This window comes from Acinetobacter gyllenbergii, from assembly GCF_001682515.1.
In the GTDB taxonomy this organism is placed as follows: domain Bacteria; phylum Pseudomonadota; class Gammaproteobacteria; order Pseudomonadales; family Moraxellaceae; genus Acinetobacter; species Acinetobacter gyllenbergii.
In genome coordinates, this window is record NZ_KV575268.1 from 97,880 (window position 1) to 117,411 (window position 19,532).

18 protein-coding genes are annotated in these 19,532 nt (G+C 42.9%); 13 read left to right on the top strand and 5 right to left on the bottom strand.

The genetic code is table 11. From position 1 onward, the window contains the following. Positions 1 to 77: 77 nt before the first annotated feature. The 4 genes from NG55_RS16630 to paaZ form a co-directional block, all read right to left on the bottom strand. Positions 78 to 1,346: an OprD family outer membrane porin gene (locus tag NG55_RS16630; RefSeq protein ID WP_065343857.1), complete on the bottom strand. Its 1,269-nt coding sequence runs from the start codon at positions 1,344 to 1,346 to the stop codon at positions 78 to 80. Between the two features lie 103 nt (positions 1,347 to 1,449). Continuing rightward, complete coding sequence (locus NG55_RS16635; protein ID WP_065343858.1) at positions 1,450 to 2,862, bottom strand: spinster family MFS transporter; 1,413 nt, start codon at positions 2,860 to 2,862, stop codon at positions 1,450 to 1,452. A gap of 405 nt (positions 2,863 to 3,267) precedes the next feature. Further along, the gene (locus tag NG55_RS16640) at positions 3,268 to 3,558 is read right to left on the bottom strand and encodes a DUF1330 domain-containing protein (RefSeq protein ID WP_065343859.1); all 291 of its coding nucleotides are present in this window, start codon (positions 3,556 to 3,558) and stop codon (positions 3,268 to 3,270) included. A 75-nt stretch (positions 3,559 to 3,633) separates the two neighbouring features. Further along, complete coding sequence (gene paaZ, locus NG55_RS16645) at positions 3,634 to 5,736, bottom strand: phenylacetic acid degradation bifunctional protein PaaZ (protein ID WP_065343860.1); 2,103 nt, start codon at positions 5,734 to 5,736, stop codon at positions 3,634 to 3,636. A gap of 266 nt (positions 5,737 to 6,002) precedes the next feature. On the opposite strand from paaZ, the gene paaA reads away from it, so the two are divergent. From paaA to NG55_RS16710, 13 genes are all read left to right on the top strand, one after another. Further along, positions 6,003 to 6,941, top strand: coding sequence for a 1,2-phenylacetyl-CoA epoxidase subunit PaaA (paaA, locus tag NG55_RS16650; RefSeq protein WP_016540251.1), 939 nt, complete (start codon positions 6,003 to 6,005; stop codon positions 6,939 to 6,941). Between the two features lie 33 nt (positions 6,942 to 6,974). Continuing rightward, positions 6,975 to 7,265, top strand: coding sequence for a 1,2-phenylacetyl-CoA epoxidase subunit PaaB (paaB, locus tag NG55_RS16655; protein ID WP_004807366.1), 291 nt, complete (start codon positions 6,975 to 6,977; stop codon positions 7,263 to 7,265). A 12-nt stretch (positions 7,266 to 7,277) separates the two neighbouring features. Then, entirely contained in the window at positions 7,278 to 8,033 is a 756-nt protein-coding gene (gene paaC / locus NG55_RS16660) for a 1,2-phenylacetyl-CoA epoxidase subunit PaaC (protein ID WP_065343861.1), read from the top strand. Between the two features lie 16 nt (positions 8,034 to 8,049). Beyond that, positions 8,050 to 8,550: a 1,2-phenylacetyl-CoA epoxidase subunit PaaD gene (gene paaD, locus NG55_RS16665; RefSeq protein ID WP_065343862.1), complete on the top strand. Its 501-nt coding sequence runs from the start codon at positions 8,050 to 8,052 to the stop codon at positions 8,548 to 8,550. 23 nt (positions 8,551 to 8,573) lie between these two features. Next, a complete protein-coding gene (locus tag NG55_RS16670; protein WP_023269883.1) occupies positions 8,574 to 9,635 on the top strand; it encodes a 2Fe-2S iron-sulfur cluster-binding protein in 1,062 nt (353 codons plus the stop codon). 10 nt (positions 9,636 to 9,645) lie between these two features. After that, positions 9,646 to 10,419 (top strand): enoyl-CoA hydratase-related protein, encoded by a 774-nt coding sequence (locus NG55_RS16675; protein ID WP_065343918.1) that lies wholly within the window; start codon positions 9,646 to 9,648, stop codon positions 10,417 to 10,419. Continuing rightward, entirely contained in the window at positions 10,419 to 11,210 is a 792-nt protein-coding gene (gene paaG / locus NG55_RS16680; RefSeq protein ID WP_065343863.1) for a 2-(1,2-epoxy-1,2-dihydrophenyl)acetyl-CoA isomerase PaaG, read from the top strand. Before NG55_RS16675 ends, paaG begins: the two co-directional genes overlap by 1 nt. Before the next feature lie 2 nt (positions 11,211 to 11,212). Beyond that, on the top strand, positions 11,213 to 12,751 hold the full coding sequence (locus tag NG55_RS16685; RefSeq protein WP_065343864.1) for a 3-hydroxyacyl-CoA dehydrogenase: 1,539 nt from the start codon (positions 11,213 to 11,215) through the stop codon (positions 12,749 to 12,751). Positions 12,752 to 12,763: 12 nt separating this feature from the next. Beyond that, a complete protein-coding gene (gene pcaF / locus NG55_RS16690) occupies positions 12,764 to 13,975 on the top strand; it encodes a 3-oxoadipyl-CoA thiolase (RefSeq protein ID WP_065343865.1) in 1,212 nt (403 codons plus the stop codon). A 47-nt stretch (positions 13,976 to 14,022) separates the two neighbouring features. Next, complete coding sequence (gene paaK, locus NG55_RS16695) at positions 14,023 to 15,312, top strand: phenylacetate--CoA ligase PaaK (protein WP_065343866.1); 1,290 nt, start codon at positions 14,023 to 14,025, stop codon at positions 15,310 to 15,312. A gap of 62 nt (positions 15,313 to 15,374) precedes the next feature. Continuing rightward, the gene (gene paaX, locus NG55_RS16700; RefSeq protein ID WP_065343867.1) at positions 15,375 to 16,334 is read left to right on the top strand and encodes a phenylacetic acid degradation operon negative regulatory protein PaaX; all 960 of its coding nucleotides are present in this window, start codon (positions 15,375 to 15,377) and stop codon (positions 16,332 to 16,334) included. Next, positions 16,321 to 16,923, top strand: coding sequence for a gamma carbonic anhydrase family protein (locus NG55_RS16705; RefSeq protein ID WP_065343868.1), 603 nt, complete (start codon positions 16,321 to 16,323; stop codon positions 16,921 to 16,923). Before paaX ends, NG55_RS16705 begins: the two co-directional genes overlap by 14 nt. 215 nt (positions 16,924 to 17,138) lie before the next feature. After that, on the top strand, positions 17,139 to 18,593 hold the full coding sequence (locus NG55_RS16710) for a benzaldehyde dehydrogenase (protein WP_065343919.1): 1,455 nt from the start codon (positions 17,139 to 17,141) through the stop codon (positions 18,591 to 18,593). A gap of 54 nt (positions 18,594 to 18,647) precedes the next feature. Here NG55_RS16710 and pobR read toward each other — a convergent pair whose 3' ends face one another. Continuing rightward, positions 18,648 to 19,463 (bottom strand): IclR family transcriptional regulator PobR, encoded by an 816-nt coding sequence (pobR, locus tag NG55_RS16715; protein WP_016540239.1) that lies wholly within the window; start codon positions 19,461 to 19,463, stop codon positions 18,648 to 18,650. Between the last annotated feature and the right edge of the window lie 69 nt (positions 19,464 to 19,532).

Genomic DNA, 19,532 nt, shown 5'->3' on the forward strand with positions numbered 1-19,532 from the left:
CAGAGCACTGATGTTATTGAGTCGTTGTATGATCACTGGGTCATATCGGAATGGCTGCCAGTGATCATGGTTTCAACTTAGAAGCGTTTACTATAATTCACGAATAAACGGTCCTCACCAAAGTCATTACCGTGTTTAACATCATAGTCAATGCGAATGTATTGCAGTGCAAAGCCTTTGAGATAGGGCTGTTGAAAGGCATAGTTAAGAATGAGATTGGATTCAGTCTCATGATTTTTCTCACCATTGGTTGCTTTAAAATCATGACCATAGACATATTTCACCATCGCATTTAGCCCAGGCACGTAGTCCTTAAAATCATAGCCATACATCAGGTGATAAGACTTTTCATTCTTTTTAAAGAAGCCTGTGGCATTCCAGTTAATAAAATAGGTTTCAGGCAGAAAACCGTCAGGCAGCGGATAAGCAGACTCACCCATAATCTGCTGATAACCTAAACCAAAAGACTGATTTTTAACTTTGAGCATTTCCAGAATTCCAATATTTTGGGCATCAATATCAAAGTTATTGCCATCATTTTTGGCATTGAAATACTTGAACTTGGAGTTAAGGCTGAAATTTGGCTGCTTCCATGTATGGTCTAAGCCTAGATAGTGCTTGTTATACAAGTCCTCTAAATTAGCAAAGTAATATTCTGCTTTAAGGGATGGGGTGAACTGATAGCGTAAATCTAGATAATTTAAACCATCGGAATATTCAGTTTTGCCATTGGCAGTAAAGGAAAACTTGCGAAAATCCTCTTCATTGCGAGGAGATACTTTGGTGACTCGCCCAATTTCGGCATAGAGTTGATCAGAGAGTTGTGACTTTAAGTTGGCTCCCCAATAGGAAGCGAGTAACTGGCGGCTGTTATCAACTGCGGTGACTGGCAGATCAAGCCATAATTCACCAATACTGAACAAGGTTTTGTCATAACCCAGTTTAAGCGCTGCTCCATATTTTAAAAAGTCAGATGCTTGTGATTGGGTTTGTGTGTCAAATGGTAAGACGGTATCGGCTACATGCTTATCTTTACTTAAACGCACTGCATATTGAACAGAAGCATCTGCACCAATTGTGACGGGCTTATCTGCGATTTGTAGGGGTGTATCCTGCATATTTGATTTGTAGAATAAAGACGCTGCTTGTGACCAGCTACCTGTATCTTTGAGGTTTGGGTTGTCATAGTCGCGGTTGATATAGGCATTTTTCAGGGTCAATTTCCACTCTTCCTGTGTAGATTTGCCGTTTTCAGCAGCAACAACTATCGGGCTGGAGAATCCAAGCATGACGAATAAAATTGCTGCTCTTAAGTATAGCGGGTTAAATTTATGTACGTGATTCATCATCCATATCCAATTTTAGTACGCCATCCCTCGGCGCTATTATTTTAAAATTCAGATTGAGCACCTTCCTTCATATAGCTTGAAGGAAGGGAGGTAACAACTTTTAGCCGAGTTGTTCGTGTTTGATGCTTTCACGATAATATTTGCAGCCTTTGTAGAGCAGAAATACACCGAGTAAGCCTGCAACTGCATTTACAATTGAGATGGAGTTACCCACCATCAATGTATTTTGAAAATATTTATCTGTTAATAGCGCAACAGCGGTTGTACCTACACCTAAAGCAATCAAATTTGAAACCAGTAGAAATTTTGCTGAGACCTGAGCACGTAATTGGTTCGGGGTAAGCATTTGAGTTGCAGCAGCCGACGCAGGAATCGGAAAGGTTGAGAAAAACATGGCCACAAAAATTAAGGCAAAGGATAAGTACATATTATCGACTTGGGTAAACAGCACACTTGGGACAATAAGTGCTGCACAGCCGATCATTCCTGCTCGAATCGCTGCATCGCTATACCCCTTTTTAGAGAAATGATCGATGAGCCATCCGCAAAATAGAGCTCCAGCCGTATTTGCAACCAAAATAATACTGCCGAGGATGTAGCCTGTTTGGCTGGCGTCTAGACCAAAGTGTCGCATGTAAAATGCTGGCGCCCATCCAAGTAGCGAGTACAGCATCATGGTATAGAACGAGAAACCAATAAAGTGGCAAAAAAAGGTCTTTCTGTGTGTGCGAATAAAAGCAATTGAGTTTTTAAATGATGCTTGGATTAGCTGCCCGTTTTGATCAACTTTCAAGCCTTTTCGTGTTGGTTCCTTTACCGTTAAAATCATAACTAAAGCGAGTAAAACACCTGGAAGCCCGACGATAAAGAAAGTGAGTTGCCATGTTTTTAATTGTCCAATGACTGGCAGGACGACTGAATCAACATTTTTTAAAAGACTAATCACATAACCGCCAATTAAAAAAGCCAAACCAGAGCCAATAAAAGCACCAATCGCATATAGCCCTAACGCACGTCCTAACTTCTCTTTGGGGAATAAATCGGTGACGATGGAGTAAAAAGCGGGGGATAATGCAGCTTCACCAGCACCTACACCTAATCGTGCGAGAAACATCTGAGCAAAGTTTTTACTTAAGCCACATGCGGCTGTTGCTAAGCTCCAGAATGCAATGCCAATCGAAATAATCTTAATCCGTGATTTCTTATCAGCGAGTGCGGCAATCGGGATGCCCATAAAGGCATAGAACAAAGAAAAAGCCAGACCCTGCAATAGACTAAATTGAGTGTCAGACAGCATTAGGTCATGTTTAATCGGTTCGATCATCAAGGATAAAATTTGACGATCTACGAATGAAAGAATATAAGCCAGCATGCAAATCACGACGACATACCATTGGTAGCCATAACGTTCGGGTTCTAAATGCTGCTCTGGATGTATTTGAATCACTTGTTCAGGCGATAGCTCTGCCTTTTGCTCATTCCTGAGCATGCTTTCTGGGTGGTTATCATTCATTCTGCATCTTCCTATGATGACTGAGGATTAAGTGATACTAAATAATTTTTATTTTTATAATTTAGTGTCATTTTTAGTCTATTTTATTTTATGGATTCGATTCAATAGCTATTCTTAAATAAAGCTTAATTTTTAATTTGACTGAAAAAAATAGAATGATTTTTACAGAGAATAAGAAATCTATATTTGAGGTTGGTTTTATTTTTATTGTTGTTATTATTATATTTATTTTATTGAATTTTCATGTTTTTATAAAGTGTAAATAAACATTGCATTGGCTGTGGGAGATTTTTATTTTAAAAATGTATAGGCGTGGCTATTTATATTATTGTTAAAATAATTTTTAAAGTGATTCTTAAATTATATAATTTAATAAAATATGTAATTAAATCTTAATTAAGATATTTAGTCTAATCCCTCAGTTAGAATTACCATATATTCGCCTGCCAAATCTCTGTGTTTTTTTGCTTCTTGATAGGCATCACTGTGATACCAATTTTGAGCTTCCTGCATACTGCTAAATTTAATGATGGCAACGCCGTCGCTTTCGATATTTTCTAATGCAATAGACTGACCATAAAACACAATCGGTTCAGCATTAAAGCCTTGGCTAGCTTTGCGTGCTAAGGATGTATAGGTTTTCATTTGATCTTTATTTTTGAGTTCTTTACGAATCAAAATGATATATGCACTCATTGGCTTTCCTGATTGATAGAGACTAAGTGTTGATTTGTTGATGGATACGATGTCATATCCATCAACGCACTTAGTTTAAGCTGCGCGGGCAACCAAAGTTAAAATATCATAGGTTGCAACCAGTTCATCACGTTGATTTTTGACTTTGATATCCCAAACTACAACACCGTGTTCGGGTTGAGATGGATCTTTTTGTGGTTTAGGGGTTTTCTGTTTGCAGGTCAATTCAACCCGAATAGAATCACCGATTTTGACAGGCTCAACAAAACGTAAATTATCCATACCATAGTTAGCAATCACAGGGCCTTGAGCGGCATCGACAAATAAACCTGCTGCGGCAGAAACAATGAAATAGCCATGTGCCACACGCTCACCGAAGAAAGAGTCTGCTGCCGCGATTTTATCGGTATGCGCATAGAAATAGTCGCCACTGAGGCAGGCAAAATTAACAATATCGGCTTCAGTCACGGTACGACGTGCAGTCAATAAACGCTCACCAATGACCAGTTCATCGAAATCCTTTTTAAAAGGATGGACTCGGTCTTGATTTATAGTTGAACCCGCTGTCCATGAATGCGTCACTTGAGTAAGGCTATTTGGGGAACCTTGAATCGCCGTCCGTTGCATATAGTGTTTGACTGCACGAATGCCACCCAGTTCTTCACCGCCACCAGCACGACCAGGACCGCCGTGAATAAGGTGTGGGAGTGGAGAGCCATGTCCTGTACTTTCTTTGGCAGATTCTTCATCCAGAATGTGTACACGACCATGCCATGGCGCAATTTTTTGAATGATCAATTCGACATTCTCATCACTATTCTTTACCACAGAGGCGACCAGACTACCTTCACCACGCGCCACAAGATCGGAAAGTTCGTCAATTGATTGATAAGGCATCAAGGTACATACAGGGCCAAAAGCTTCAGTGGTATGTACCAAGTTTGCCTGTAGTGGTTGCTCACACAATAACAAGGTCGGTGGGAAGAATGCACCTTTCTCAGGATGGTCAGCATTGATTTTGAAAGTTGTCTCGTCACCAAATACAATTTTGGCTTCTTTCGCCAGTTCTGCAACTTTCGCAGCTACATCCAGTTTTTGTTTAGGGCTGGCCAATGCGCCCATGGTGGTGTCTTGTTTTTGTGGATCACCTACGACGACTTTTGCTAGTTTAGCACTGAGTTTTTGCTGTACTTGTTCAAGAAGTGCTTGAGGTACAAAGGCACGACGAATCGCGGTACATTTTTGTCCTGCTTTGGTGGTCATTTCACGAAATACTTCGCGTACAAATAAATCTATAGTTGCCTCATTTGCCGATGGACTGAGAATCGCACTGTTTACCGAATCAGCTTCCATACTAAATGGAATTGAATATTTATTCAGATGGGAGTGGTTGCGGAGTTTTTGGCCAGTATAGGCTGAACCCGTAAAGGTGACACAGTCCTGTGGGCCTAAGTGATCAAAAAGATCATCAATTTGTCCGCAAATCAGTTGTAGTGATCCTTTCGGTAGAATTTGCGTATCTTCAATCGCTTTAACAACTGCTTGGGTGAGTTGAGCACCATCAGTGGCGGGTTTGACGATACAAGGCACACCCGCCAATAGCGTTGGCGCAATTTTTTCTAGCATGCCCCAAATCGGGAAGTTAAAGGCATTGATATGTATTGCGACACCTGCTTTAGGACTCAGAATATGCTTGGCACCAAAAGTGCCGTTTTTAGAGAGCTGAATCCAGCTATCCTCTGTAATAATTTTTTCGTCATTGAGTTCGCGGCGTACCAGACTTGAATAGGCAAATAAGGTTTGGATGCCACCCTCGATATCAATCCAAGCATCTTTACGTGTCGCACCAGTGGCGTAGGCAAGCGTATAGAACTGTTCCTTTTGCTCGATTAGCTGTTGGGCAATTTGTTTTAAGGCATTGGCACGTTGATGAAAGGTCCAGTTTGCCAGCTCAGTACCATGCTGTTTGGCATATTGCACGGCTTGATGCATGTCGATGCCATGACTGCTGACGCTATAGATCGGTTCGCCAGTAATGGCATGTACAACAGTACGTCTTTCTTCATGGCTTGAATGCCATGTTCCATAAACATAAGAAGCCAGTTGTGGCAGCTGTTGAGTTGAGTTTTGGTATTCGGTGTCCTGTGCTATTTCTTCACGTTGTGCTTGTTCAAGCATAATCAAACTCCATTTTTATGTGATACATCAATTATAAAAATACTTAAAATATGATTCATAATTTCATCTTGATTCAGCAAAAAGTCAACATTATTTTGTTTTTGTTGAGGGGTTAAATTTTAATTTGTTTTGATATTTTTAAATAAAACAATAATTTGTACGTAATTTTTTGATTGATTTTAATTTGATACAAAAATATTAATTGACTTTGTTTTTTATGTATCGAAAAATAGATTCATGGATGGAGTTCTCAAGAGAATCTACAAATGGAAAATAAGTATCAGAAATTTGAGCACAATATAGCCAATGACATCACCATCGAAGCCAAAGATGAAATGCCTGAGGCGTATCGCAAAACCTTGATTCGTCAGATTGGGCAGCATGGTCATTCAGAAATTGTCGGTATGCTCCCAGAAGGCAACTGGATTACCCGTGCGCCGACCTTGAAACGTAAAGCCGTTTTATTGGCAAAAGTTCAGGATGAGGCAGGGCACGGTCTTTATCTTTACAGTGCTGCAGAAACCTTGGGTGCAGATCGCGATGAGATGATGGAAAAATTGATTGATGGAAAAATGAAATATTCCTCAATCTTTAATTATCCAACCATCAGTTGGGCCGATGTAGCGGCAATTGGTTGGTTGGTTGATGGTGCTGCAATTGTGAATCAGGTGGCCTTATGCCGTACCTCTTATGGTCCTTATGCACGTGCCATGGTACGGATTTGCAAAGAAGAAAGTTTCCATCAACGCCAAGGTTTTGAAGCCATGATGGCATTGGCGGCGGGTTCACCCGAACAAAAACAAATGGCACAAGATGCGGTGAATCGTTTTTGGTGGCCTGCATTGATGATGTTTGGCCCAAGTGATGATCACTCTCCTAATAGTGCGCAAAGCATGGCATGGGGAATCAAGCGTTTTAGTAATGATGAGTTACGTCAAAAATTTGTCGATAACACTGTGCCACAAGTGTTGCAGCTCGGTCTAACGGTGCCAGATGCTGATTTGCAGTGGAATGAAGCAACAGGTCATTACAGCTATGGTGAGATTGATTGGCAAGAGTTCAATGAAGTGATTGCGGGTCGTGGCCCTTGTAATCATGAACGGATCGAAGCACGCCGTAAGGCTTGGGAAAATGGCAAGTGGGTGCGAGATGCGGCCGTGATTTATGCCAAAAAGCAGCAAAACCAAGTGGGCAAAGTTGCTTAAGCAAGATTTAGGGAAAAATTTGAGGATATCGAAATGGAAAATAACAACAATTGGTCGCTCTATGAAGTGTTTGTGCGTAGTAAACAAGGTTTAAGCCACCGTCATGTCGGCAGTCTAAGAGCCCCGGATGATGAAATTGCACTACAACATGCGCGTGATGTCTATACCCGTCGTAATGAGGGAATCAGTATTTGGGTGGTGCGTTCAGAACTAATCAAATCATCACAGCCTGATGAAAAAGCGGAGTTTTTTGAACCTGCATTGGACAAAGTCTATCGTCATCCGACCTTCTATCATATTCCTGATGGCATTGAGCACATGTAAGGGGGTATGCAAATGAATAATATCGCTTTGTCTAAGTTCTTATTACATATCGGTGATAGCCAACTGGTATTGGCGCAACGTTTGGCTGAATGGTGCGGTCATGCGCCAGAGCTGGAAATTGATATTGCTTTGGCCAATATTGGTTTGGATTTACTGGGGCAATCCCGAAATTTTTTGACCTTGGCAGGCCTATACGAAGCTGAAAAACGTGATGAAGACCAATTGGCTTATTTCCGTAATGAACGTGAGTTTTTTAATTTATTGCTATGTGAACAACCGAATAGTGATTTTGCACAGACCATCGTTCGTCAATGGCTGATCGATCATTACCATGTGTTGTTGTTAACGGCTTTAACTCAATCCGCAACAGCAGAAGTCGCTGCATTGGCGGTGAAATCTTTAAAAGAAGCCAAGTACCATATTCGTTTCTCAACCAGCTGGATGGAGCGTTTAAGCCTCAGCACAGCAGAAGCGCATCAACGTGTACAACAGGCATTAGACAATTTGTGGCGTTTTAGTGCGGAACTGTTCGAACTGACTGCGGAAGAAAAAACACTGGTTGAGCAAGGCATCATTGCTGATTTATCCAGCGAAAAAGCACATTGGGATCAGGTCGTAGCTGCCGAATTGAAGCGTTTTGAACTCAGCGTTCCTGTAAATGGTGCCTACCGCCGAGGGGCCAAACAAGGTTTGCATACCGAGCATTTAGGTTATCTGTTGGCTGAAATGCAATCTATTCAACGCAGTTATCCTGAGATGACTTGGTAGCACAAGGAGCGTCAGCATGCAGATGATTCGTCATTGTATTGACCAATGTTGGGATGTTTTACAAAAGGTCAGCGATCCAGAGATTCCAGTGCTGTCGGTGGTAGATTTGGGCATGATTCGTGGCGTGGAAATCAATGAGCAGCAAGAAATTATTGTTCGATTGACCCCGACCTATAGTGGTTGCCCAGCCACTGACTTATTAAAAGCACAAATAGTCGAAGCCTTGGTGGCAGAAGACTTGACCCCTGCAAAAGTCATGATTGATTTATCAGAAGCGTGGACCACGGACTGGATGTCGGATGCAGGTAAGCAGAAGCTGCAAGCCTATGGTATTGCGCCACCAGAAGGGACTGCACAGCTGTGCGGAACACATGTGCATCTGAGTGATGGTGTGGTCTGTCCTCACTGTAAAAGCCGCGACACTCGATTGCTGACAGAGTTTAGTTCGACTGCCTGCAAAGCACTGTACAAATGTCGGGACTGCCTTGAACCCTTTGATTATTTTAAATGTATTTAAAGTCTTGGATAAGGAAATCAGCCATGAGCCAATTTATTCCATTAAAAGTAAAAACAATTACACCTCAGACCGATCAGGCGATCTGTATTGCTTTTGATTTGGTCCCTGAACAACAGCAACAGTTCCAATTTCAGCCGGGCCAGCATCTGACCATTCGCCATTTAACCGAAGCTGGAGAAATTCGCCGTTGCTACTCAATCTGTAGTTATGCGCCTAAAGAAGATATTAGCATTGCAGTCAAAAAGATTGATCAGGGCCAGTTTTCCCATTGGGCCAATGAGCATTTAAAAGTCGGTGATGTACTGGAAGTGATGCCGCCACAAGGGGTGTTTTTTCAGAAGGCAGCACGCACAGGTGGTCAGTCCTATTTGGGTATTGCTGCAGGTAGTGGTATTACCCCAATTCTTTCCATCATCAAACAGGTGCTGTTTGAGCAAGCATCGGCAAATTTCACCTTGTTATATGGCAATCGTTCGTGGAAACAGACCATGTTTTCCGAGCAGATTATGGATTTAAAAGACCAGTTTAAAGAGCGTTTTCAACTGATCAATATTTTCTCACGCGAGTTCAATGACAGTGAGTTATTGAATGGTCGTATTGATGAGAACAAGCTCAAACAGTTATTTGAACATGAAGTGTTAGAACCCAACTTTGACCATGTCTTTGCCTGTGGTCCAGATGAAATGATGGACACCGTTGAAAGCCTCTTTCCTATGTATGGTGTGACCAAAGAGAAGATTCACACGGAACGCTTTAATACGGGGCATGTGCGCAAACGTCCAACTGAAACCGATGCCAACCGTAAAGAAGAAAAAGTCAACATCGTACTCGATGGACGAGAGTTGATCGTTGCTGTGGGGCAAGAGGACGAAAGCATTCTGGATGCAGCATTACGTGCAGGTGCAGATTTGCCTTATGCCTGTAAAGGTGGGGTCTGTGCTACCTGTCGCTGTAAGGTACTTTCAGGTGAAGTGGATATGTTCCTGAATTATAGCCTTGAAGACGATGAAGTGGAAAAAGGCTATGTACTGAGCTGCCAGACTTTGCCGAAAGGCGCGAATGTGCGTTTGAGCTTTGATGAGTAGAGAGAAAGCGATGCAAACATTGATTCAGGTTGAAACACCGCTTGAGGGTGTCATGCTGCTCAGCTTAAACCGTCCACAAAAACGCAATGCTTTGAACAACGCCACCTTACAGTGTTTATGTGATTTGCTAGAACACGCTGAACACGATCCTCAAGTCAAAGTGGTTGTGTTAACGGGCAATCGTAATTGTTTTGCTGCAGGTGCCGATCTGAGTGAATTGGCAGAAATGGATGCAGTGGCTTTACAGCTCGATATTCGCCCAAAGTTATGGCAGAAGATCGACAGTTTTACCAAACCTATCATTGCCGCAGTAAATGGTTATGCCTTGGGTGCAGGCTTTGAACTGGTGTTGCATTCGGATATGGTGATTTGTGGTGAAAATGCCAAATTTGCTTTGCCTGAGATTGGTTTGGGTATGTTACCTGGTGCAGGTGGTACCCAACGTCTTGCGCGTTTAGTGGGGCAGCAATTGACTATGCGCTGGGCAATGACAGGTGAAATGATCTTAGCTAAACAAGCGCAGCAGTATGGGATTTGTAGTGAAGTGGTGCCGACTGTACTCACGGTGGAATATGCCATTCAACTAGCATGCCAGATTGCCAAACAAGCACCTTTGGCAATTCGCGTGATCAAACAATCGATCAAAAGTATTCATGAGACCACCTTAAGTCAGGGACTGAAATCCGAACGGCAAAATTTTGTTTGGTTGGCAGCAACCAAAGATCGAAATGAAGGCATTAATGCATTTTTTGAAAAAAGAAAACCAGTGTTTAGAGGTGAGTGATGGACTATAAAAATATTATCGTGGAAGAAAAAAATGCGGTGGGTTATTTAAGCTTTAATCGTCCCCAAGCATTAAATAGCTTTAACGTCGAGATGCACCGCGAGGTCGCCGAGATTCTGAATCTGTGGGCAAAAAAACCAGAAGTTCGCTGCATCGTGATTAGTGGTGAAGGCCGTGGTTTCTGTGCAGGTCAAGATCTTGGAGACCGTGTGGTTGATCCAAATGCTGCCGCACCGGATTTGGGTTACTCGATTGAAACCTACTATAACCCGTTGATTAGAACCCTCGTGAATATGCCGAAACCTGTGATTTGTGCGGTGAATGGTGTAGCTGCAGGGGCAGGTGCCAATATTGCCTTGGCCTGTGATCTGGTGATTGCCGCCAAATCTGCCAACTTTGTACAAGCATTTTGCCGTTTAGGCTTGGTTCCTGACTCAGGTGGAACTTGGTTCTTGCCACGTGCAGTCGGTCATGCACGTGCTATGGGGCTCGCATTGCTGGGTGACAAATTACCAGCGGAAACTGCCAAAGAATGGGGCATGATCTGGGATGTGGCTGAAGATGGTGAATTGAAAAGCAAGGTCACTGAACTGGCAGAACGTTTAGCCAAGCAGCCGACCTTTGGCTTGTCATTGATTAAAAAGGCCATCCATCAATCCAGTAATCATAGTTTTGATGAACAGATGCACTTGGAACGAGACCTACAGCGTATCGCTGGGCGTTCGGAGGATTATCGTGAAGGGGTTCAAGCCTTTATGAATAAGCGTGAGCCAAACTTTCAGGGGCGTTAAGCATGAATAATCTGGATTTGTCCCATGCCCGTATTGCTGTCATCGGTTCAGGAACCATGGGAATTGGTATTGCTCAGTTAGCAGTCATACACGGTCATTCTACCATTCTCTATGATCTTGATCATGAAAAGACCAAGCAGGCGGTGGATGGATTGCATCAGACTTTTGCTAAATTGGTTGAAAAAGGCAAGATAACGGCAGAACAAGCCCAGCAGGCATGTTCACGTTTAAACATTGCCAATGGTATAGACGATTTAGCCAATGCTGAATTAGTAATTGAGGCTGTAGTGGAAAAACTGCAAGTGAAGCAGTCTTTGTTTCAACAGCTTGCGGCTATCTGTAGTGAACATACTATTTTTGCCAGCAATACCTCTTCAATTTCGGTCACTGCGATTGCAGCAGGGATTCCACATCCTGAACGCGTGGTGGGCTTACATTTCTTTAATCCTGCACCGTTGATGAAACTGGTGGAAATTGTGCAAGGTTTAAAAACACCAGCAGGATTATGTCAGGCTTTAAAAAGTTTGATGCTGGCTTGGAAAAAGATCCCGGTACTGACCAAGTCAACGCCAGGATTTATTGTCAATCGGATTGCCCGTCCTTTTTATGCAGAAGCATTTCGTGCCTTGCAAGAACAGGTCACAACCTATGAGCAACTGGATTACGCCTTAAAGCAGTGTGGTGGTTTTGCGATGGGGCCGTGTGAATTAACGGATTTAATTGGGCAAGATGTCAATTTTTCCGTGACTCAAACTGTGTATGAAGCGTTCTTTTATGAGCCGCGTTATCGTCCAAGTTTGATTCAGAAAGAATTAGTTGATGCTGGTACATGGGGGCGCAAGTCAAAACAAGGTTTCTATCACTACGATGAAAAAAATCAGTATGCGACTTTTCAGCCTCAAACCATTGTCACTCAATCCTTTCATGCTGATGTTCAAGTCAAAGGTACATGGGCTCAATGTCCGCATTTATTAGAACGTCTAGGCTTAAGTCGTGCTTTAGCAAGCAATGAAAATATTATTCAAATTGATGATATTGATCTACGTTTAAGTCAGGGTGAATCTGCCAATTTACAGTATTTAAGTCGAAAAACCATCTTGATGGATTGGCACTATGATTTCGCGCAAGCGCAAGCCGTAGTACTGAGCCATAATCATCTTTGCCAAGCTGAAGATCTGGCAAAAATCGAAGCGTTTTTTGCTCAACAACAGATCAAGGTTCTTTGGATCAGCGATCATCCCGCACTGTTAACTTTACGGACCATTGTTTTATTGATCAATGAAGCCTGTGAAGCCAGTCTGCATGGGATTGCCAGTATGGAAGATATTGATAATGCCATGCGCTATGGCGTCAATTATCCTAAAGGGCCGTTTCAATGGATGATGCAATTGGGTGCGCAATATGTGTTGCAGACTTTAACTAATCTATATGCCATCTACGGCGAAGAAAAATATCGTGCAAGTCTTTATCTTAAGCAATACGTGGCAAAGCAGCAAAGTGTGATTGCTGACTATTCAAAAAATTTAACAGAATGTGCATAAGCAGGAGCGATCATGGAAGACGTTTTAATTTGTGATTTTATTCGTACCCCCATTGGACGTTATGCAGGCTCATTGAGTTCGGTGCGTACTGATGATCTTGCGGCATTGCCAATCAAACATCTAAAAGAAAAGCATACACATTTACCGTGGCAGGATTTAGATGAAGTGTTTTTAGGCTGTGCCAATCAGGCGGGCGAGGATAACCGTAATGTCGCACGTATGGCGACGTTGTTAGCAGGTTTACCTGAGTCGGTTCCTGCAATGACGGTCAACCGTCTCTGTGCTTCAGGACTAGATGCGGTCGGTTTGGCAGCACGTTCAATTAAATCGGGTGAATCACAATTTGTATTGGCGGGTGGTGTCGAATCCATGAGTCGGGCACCTTTTGTACAGGCCAAGCCAACAGAAGCGTTTGGTCGTAGCCCTGAAATATTTGATACCACCATCGGTTGGCGTTTTGTTAATAAAAAGATGAAAGCTGACTATGGCACTGACAGCATGCCTGAAACGGCTGAGAATGTGGCTGAGAAATACCAGATTAGCCGGCAAGACCAAGATACGTTTGCGATTCGTAGTCAACAAAAAGTGGCTGTGGCACAACAAAATGGTTTTTTTAGGGATGAAATCTTGCCCGTTGAACTGGTTGATCGTAAAAAGAACATCACCATTTTTAGCCAAGATGAGCATCCTAGAGCAGAGACCAGTCTGGAAAGCTTGGCGAAATTAAAAGCGCCATTCCGTAAAGAAGGTGGTTCAGTGACTGCTGGTAATGCATCGGGAGTGAATGATGGTTCGGCTTGTGTGTTACTGACCAATCGTCAATTTGCCGATACGCATGGTTTAACACCTTTGGCACGTGTGGTGGGACTTGCCAGTGCTGGGGTTGAACCGAAATATATGGGTATTGGCCCAGTGCCTGCGGTGCAAAAATTGTTGAAACAAACAGGTCTCAGTTTAGAGCAAATGGATGTGATTGAGCTCAACGAAGCTTTTGCTGCACAATCTCTGGCTTGTATGCGGGAGTTAGGGCTTAAGGATGATGATGCACGAGTCAACCCGAATGGTGGTGCAATTGCGTTGGGTCATCCACTGGGTATGAGTGGGACGCGTTTAGTCATGACGGCAACCCGAGAGTTGAAAAGACGCCAAGGAAAATATGCACTATGCACCATGTGTGTCGGTGTCGGGCAAGGTGTCGCCCTAATCTTAGAAAATTTAGCTTAAAGCAATTGAAACGGTTCGAATAATATAACGACATAGGAGAGACGGCAGTGGATAGCCTCATCACAGAAGATGTAGAAAAAATGACGCTTGCGGAGTTACGAGCGTTGCAAACCAAACGATTAAGAGACACCTTGACCTATGTTTATGCGCATAGCCCAGTGTATAAGAAAAAGTTTGATGCAGCAGGTGTGCATCCAGATGATTTTATTAACTTGGATGATCTGGCTAAATTTCCTTTTACCACCAAACAGGATTTAAGAGAGAACTATCCCTTTGGTATGTTCGCAGTACCACAGGAGCAGATTGTACGTTTACATGCCTCTTCAGGCACCACAGGCAAACCCACTGTAGTCGGTTATACCCAAAAAGATATTCATACTTGGTCGGACATCGTGGCGCGTTGTCTGCGTATGGCAGGTCTAAGTGCCAAAGATATGATTCAGGTGGCTTATGGTTATGGTCTGTTTACTGGTGGTTTAGGGGCCCATTATGGTGCTGAACGTTTGGGTGCAACCGTGATTCCGATGTCAGGTGGTCAGACAGAGAAACAGGTGCAACTGATTCAGGACTTTAAACCGACAGCAATTATGGTCACGCCATCGTATTGCGTCAGCATTATTGAAAAACTGGAGCAGCAATTCGGCAGTGCCCGTAATACTTCGTTAAAGGTTGGTATTTTTGGTGCTGAGCCATGGTCAAAAGAGTTACGCCGTGAGATCGAAGAGCGTTTGAATATCAAAGCACTGGATATTTATGGCTTATCGGAGATTATGGGCCCTGGTGTTGCCATGCAATGTCTGAATGAAGGTGAAGGACTGACGATTTGGGAAGATCATTTCTATCCTGAAATTATTAACCCAGAAACAGGTGAAGTGTGTCAGGATGGCGAACTCGGTGAATTGGTCTTTACCACCATCACCAAAGAAGGTTTGCCGATTATCCGCTATCGTACCCGCGATTTAACTCGTTTATTGGCTGGACAGAACCTTGCCATGCGCCGTATGGATAAAATCGTAGGCCGTAGTGATGACATGCTGATCATTCGTGGTGTTAATGTTTTTCCGACTCAAATTGAAGAACAGATTTTACAAGTGCCAAGTCTGGTGCCGAATTATGAAATTTTGGTAGCAAAGAAAGGTCATATGGATACTTTGCATATCCGTACCGAAATGTGCCATAACTGTGACAAGCAGGCGCAGCAGTTGGCTCAGCAGTTGATGCAGCGGATTAAAACCATGATTGGGATCTCAGTCACTGTGGAGGTGGTCAACGAACTGACCTTGCCACGTTCTGAAGGGAAAGCAAAACGCGTCATTGATATGCGTCAGATTGCTTAACATTATGACCATTCAGGGTATAGTATCCTCTATATCCTGAATCTAAATGCCAAGATAAACGTATGAGTGCAAAGTTACAGCAAATTATTGATTCGATTATTCAGAATGAAACCTTAAGCGGAACTTCGCTCATTTCCACTATTTTTGGGGATTCGGTGTTGCATCGTGGCGGTAACATTAGCCTTGCCAGCTTGATTCAGTTACTGGAGCTATTTAATTTTAATGATCGTGCTGTACGAACTTCAGTTTTTCGCCTGGTTAAAAGTGATTGGCTTGGCTCAGAAAAGATCGGCAGAACCAGTTTTTATCGTATTACCGATGCCAGTCGTTCCAAATACTTACAGGCTGAGCAGCGGATTTATAATGATCAAATGAAAGAATGGGATCATTCTTGGGATTTGATTTTGATGTCGAGTCTGGACACCGACAATAAGGCTTTTTTAAAGAAAGAACTGGAATGGTTGGGCTTCGCCAATATTTCGACCAATCTGATGGCGTATCCAGGTTCGAATCGTCTACAACTACAAAAGCTGTTGGTTGACCTCAATATGAGTGAACAGGTGGTGGTGTTTAAGGCCGAGACCTTACAACTGTTTAATAACTCAACCGACACCATTAGCCGTATGTTAGAAACCAATTGGCCGATTGATGAGCTGCGTCAACGCTATCTCCAGTTTCTGGATATGTTTAGAGAGATTGGTACGATCTTGATGCAAGAAGATGAAGTGATTGAACCGATTCAAGCCTTTCAGATTCGGACCTTACTGATCCATTATTACCGTCGGATTTTACTCAAAGACCCTGCATTACCCCTAGAGCTGTTATCTGCGGACTGGCCTGCAATCAATGCCCGTACTTTATCCATGAATATTTATAAGAAAGTTTTTGAAGCGGCAGATGACTACTTCCTGTCAGTCGCTGCAACCTCAGAAGGGCCAATGCCAAATGCAACTGCACATTTTTGGCGTCGTTTTGGTGGCTTAATCCAGAGTAACGAGAGGTTGAGTCATGCCTTGTTATAGCATTGATGGGGTGATTCCTGTGGTTCACCCCAGTGCATTTGTTCACCCTACTGCGGTTTTAATTGGCGATGTGATCATTGAGGCTGGGGTTTATATTGGGCCATTTGCCTCATTGCGTGCTGATTTTGGTCGTATCCAGATCAAGCAGAATGCCAATGTACAGGACAACTGCATCATTCATGGTTTTCCACAAAGTATCACCCTGATTGAAGAAATGGGGCATATTGGTCATGCTGCCACTTTGCATGGATGCCGTATTGGTAAAAATGTGTTGATTGGCATGAATAGTGTGATTCTGGATTATGCAGAGATTGGTGAAAATACCATTATTGGTGCAAACAGTTTGGTCAAAACCAAAGATCAAATTCCTGCTAATGTACTGGCAATGGGAAGCCCTGCAAAAGTTGTGCGAGATTTAACAGAACAAGAACGTGAATGGAAAATCAAAGGAACGCAAGAATATATTCACTTGGCGCAGCGTTGTTTAAATAGCATGACAGAAGTCCTGCCTTTAGTGGAAAATTCACCTGAACGTAAGACCTATCAAGATTTTCAGTCAGATCACCAAATCAAGCCAACAACAGCATAAATAGAACATTTGAGCTGATCAATTTCTTTAGAACATCCGCGATAACAAGACATCAAAAAGCAACAGTTTGTTTTTAAATATTAGTTGATGATGGAGTGTAAATTTTTCTACTTTTTAAGTCAGAAAAATACAGGAAAGCATTTTTCACTACATTTTTGGATATAAATCGGACTAAAAGTGAATACTTTATTTAAGGAAATACAACGAGGTTAATGATGTCTATTTTAACAAAAGAAATTTGGGATCAAAAATTATTTCGTGGTACATGGCAATCCGCCAAAAACGGTTATCAAGTGGTTGAAGTTGCGACTGGTGAGTCCTTAGGGCAGATTGGTTATGCAGATGCATCCGATGTGGTCGAGGCGGCTCAGCAAGCCAAGATTGCACAAAAGCAATGGTGGGCGCTCAGTTATCAAGAACGTCAGGCGGTATTTGAGCGTGCTGTGCAGATTTTAACTGAACATCAGGCTGAAATTATTGAATGGTTGGTGAAAGAAAGTGGTTCGCTACAGTTGAAAGCTGGTTTTGAAGTGAACATTGCTATTCAAGTACTGAAACATTGTATCGCTTTACCCGCAACCGATCAGGGCACATTACTGCCAACAGCTGCAGGTAAATTGAGTTTGGCCAAGCGAGTGCCTTTGGGTGTGGTCGGTGTCATTTCACCGTTTAATTTTCCATTGTATCTTGCGCTACGTGCGGTTGCGCCAGCCTTGGCGCTTGGAAATGCGGTGGTCTTAAAACCTGATGAACGTACCGCGGTCTGTAGCGGTTACGCGATTGCCCGTATTTTTGAATTGGCTGGTTTACCACAAGGACTGCTACACGTACTGCCTGGTGGGGCTGAAGTGGGCGAAGCACTGACCTTGGATAAAAATATTGCCAGTATTCAATTTACCGGTTCAACGCATGTAGGGCGGATTGTGGGTGCAAATGCGGCTAAAACACTGAAAAAAGTATCGCTTGAGTTAGGCGGTAAAAACTCGCTAATTATTCTGGACGATGCCGATATTGAGCTTGCGGCAGAGAATATCGCGTGGGGTGCTTTTTTGCATTCAGGTCAAATCTGTATGACTTCTGGAAAAATCCTGATTCAGGAAAAGATCTATCCGCAAGTCAAACAACGTGTGATTGAAAAGGTCAAAAATTTTGTGGTGGGCAATCCTTTGCATAGCGATGTCACGATTGGCCCTTTGATTAATGCCAAACAATCACAACGGGTTGAGCAGTTGGTCAATGAAGCAATAGCGCATGGGGCTAAACTGGAAGTTGGTGGACAGGCCAATGGTGTGTTTTTTGAACCAACGGTCTTAGCAGATGTCAAACAGGACAATCCAATTTTTGCTGAGGAAATTTTCGGTCCTGTTGCCGTGCTGATTCCTTTTAACAGCGATGAACAGGCCATTGAACTTGCAAATGATGGAGATTACGGGCTTTCGGCGGGGATTATTACTGCCAATGTTGGCCGTGGCATGCAGCTTGGGCAACAGCTGAATGTTGGGTTATTGCATATCAATGATCAAACCGTGAATGATGAAACGGTGAATCCCTTTGGTGGCTTTGGTGCTTCAGGCAATGGCACACGGATTGGTGGACCTGCGAATGCGGATGAGTTTACTCAATGGCAATGGATGACGATTCAGGCACAAGCGCCTCATTATCCATTCTAAGCTATCTTGGAAATTCCTTCTGATTTGTCTCTAAAGCATTAGGGACAAATCCTTTTAAATCACATTGCGTAGTTCATTGGCGGTGTTGCGCAGTAGCGGCAAAATCTGCTGGACTAAATAATCTTCTTGTACTCGGTTGGTCTGTGACATGCAGTTTAGCGCTGCAATCGCTTTTCCTTGGGCATTGATCACAGGTACAGCAATCGCAATCACACCGAGTTCGTGTTCTTCTTTGGATAGGCAGTGATCTGCTTCTGATATTGTTTTCAGTACCTCAAAAAACTTGATTTCGTCGGTTATTGTAAAAGGGGTTAAACGTCTTAAACCGAACCTTTTCACCCAGTCCCGTTGAGCTTGTTCAGATAACGCTGCTAATAATACTTTGCCTGTTGAGGTTGCATGTGCAGGTAAGCGATTGCCCAAATGCATACCATAAGGGCTGACACGAAGATTATCCTGCTGAGGCAGATAGCTACGTGCAATCGGGACTACCTCGTTATCATCTAGAACCACCAATGAAAAGGTTAATGTGGTTTGTGCAGATAAAAGATTCAGGAAAGATTGGGCAATTTTAGGCAGATGGGCTGAACTTAAATAAGAACTTGAGAAACGTAATACACGATGGGTGAGCCAGAAATAATGCTCATCTGTCTCTAAATAGCCTAGATATTTCAAAGTTTTAAGATAACGCCGTGCTGCTGTCCGACTGATTCCAGTCCGTTCAGCCACTTGAGTGACATTTAAACGTTGTCGATCAACCCCAAAAGCCTCCAGTAAAGCTAGGCCCTTTGCTAAACCTGCAATGTAGTCTTCCTGACGAATCTGTTCATATGAACTAGGGTGCTCTAATACAGCATCAACCTTAACCATGCTTCCATTCCTGTTATTGTGATGTTTTGTCCGCTATTCGGACAAATGAAATGATAAACGGTTCTTTTC

Coding starts and splice junctions, on each gene's coding strand:
- NG55_RS16630 (WP_065343857.1), bottom strand. CDS start 1,346: ATGAATCACGTACATAAATTTAACCCGCTATACTTAAGAGCAGCAATT.
- NG55_RS16635 (WP_065343858.1), bottom strand. CDS start 2,862: ATGAATGATAACCACCCAGAAAGCATGCTCAGGAATGAGCAAAAGGCA.
- NG55_RS16640 (WP_065343859.1), bottom strand. CDS start 3,558: ATGAGTGCATATATCATTTTGATTCGTAAAGAACTCAAAAATAAAGAT.
- paaZ (WP_065343860.1), bottom strand. CDS start 5,736: ATGCTTGAACAAGCACAACGTGAAGAAATAGCACAGGACACCGAATAC.
- paaA (WP_016540251.1), top strand. CDS start 6,003: ATGGAAAATAAGTATCAGAAATTTGAGCACAATATAGCCAATGACATC.
- paaB (WP_004807366.1), top strand. CDS start 6,975: ATGGAAAATAACAACAATTGGTCGCTCTATGAAGTGTTTGTGCGTAGT.
- paaC (WP_065343861.1), top strand. CDS start 7,278: ATGAATAATATCGCTTTGTCTAAGTTCTTATTACATATCGGTGATAGC.
- paaD (WP_065343862.1), top strand. CDS start 8,050: ATGCAGATGATTCGTCATTGTATTGACCAATGTTGGGATGTTTTACAA.
- NG55_RS16670 (WP_023269883.1), top strand. CDS start 8,574: ATGAGCCAATTTATTCCATTAAAAGTAAAAACAATTACACCTCAGACC.
- NG55_RS16675 (WP_065343918.1), top strand. CDS start 9,646: ATGCAAACATTGATTCAGGTTGAAACACCGCTTGAGGGTGTCATGCTG.
- paaG (WP_065343863.1), top strand. CDS start 10,419: ATGGACTATAAAAATATTATCGTGGAAGAAAAAAATGCGGTGGGTTAT.
- NG55_RS16685 (WP_065343864.1), top strand. CDS start 11,213: ATGAATAATCTGGATTTGTCCCATGCCCGTATTGCTGTCATCGGTTCA.
- pcaF (WP_065343865.1), top strand. CDS start 12,764: ATGGAAGACGTTTTAATTTGTGATTTTATTCGTACCCCCATTGGACGT.
- paaX (WP_065343867.1), top strand. CDS start 15,375: ATGAGTGCAAAGTTACAGCAAATTATTGATTCGATTATTCAGAATGAA.
- NG55_RS16705 (WP_065343868.1), top strand. CDS start 16,321: ATGCCTTGTTATAGCATTGATGGGGTGATTCCTGTGGTTCACCCCAGT.
- NG55_RS16710 (WP_065343919.1), top strand. CDS start 17,139: ATGTCTATTTTAACAAAAGAAATTTGGGATCAAAAATTATTTCGTGGT.
- pobR (WP_016540239.1), bottom strand. CDS start 19,463: ATGGTTAAGGTTGATGCTGTATTAGAGCACCCTAGTTCATATGAACAG.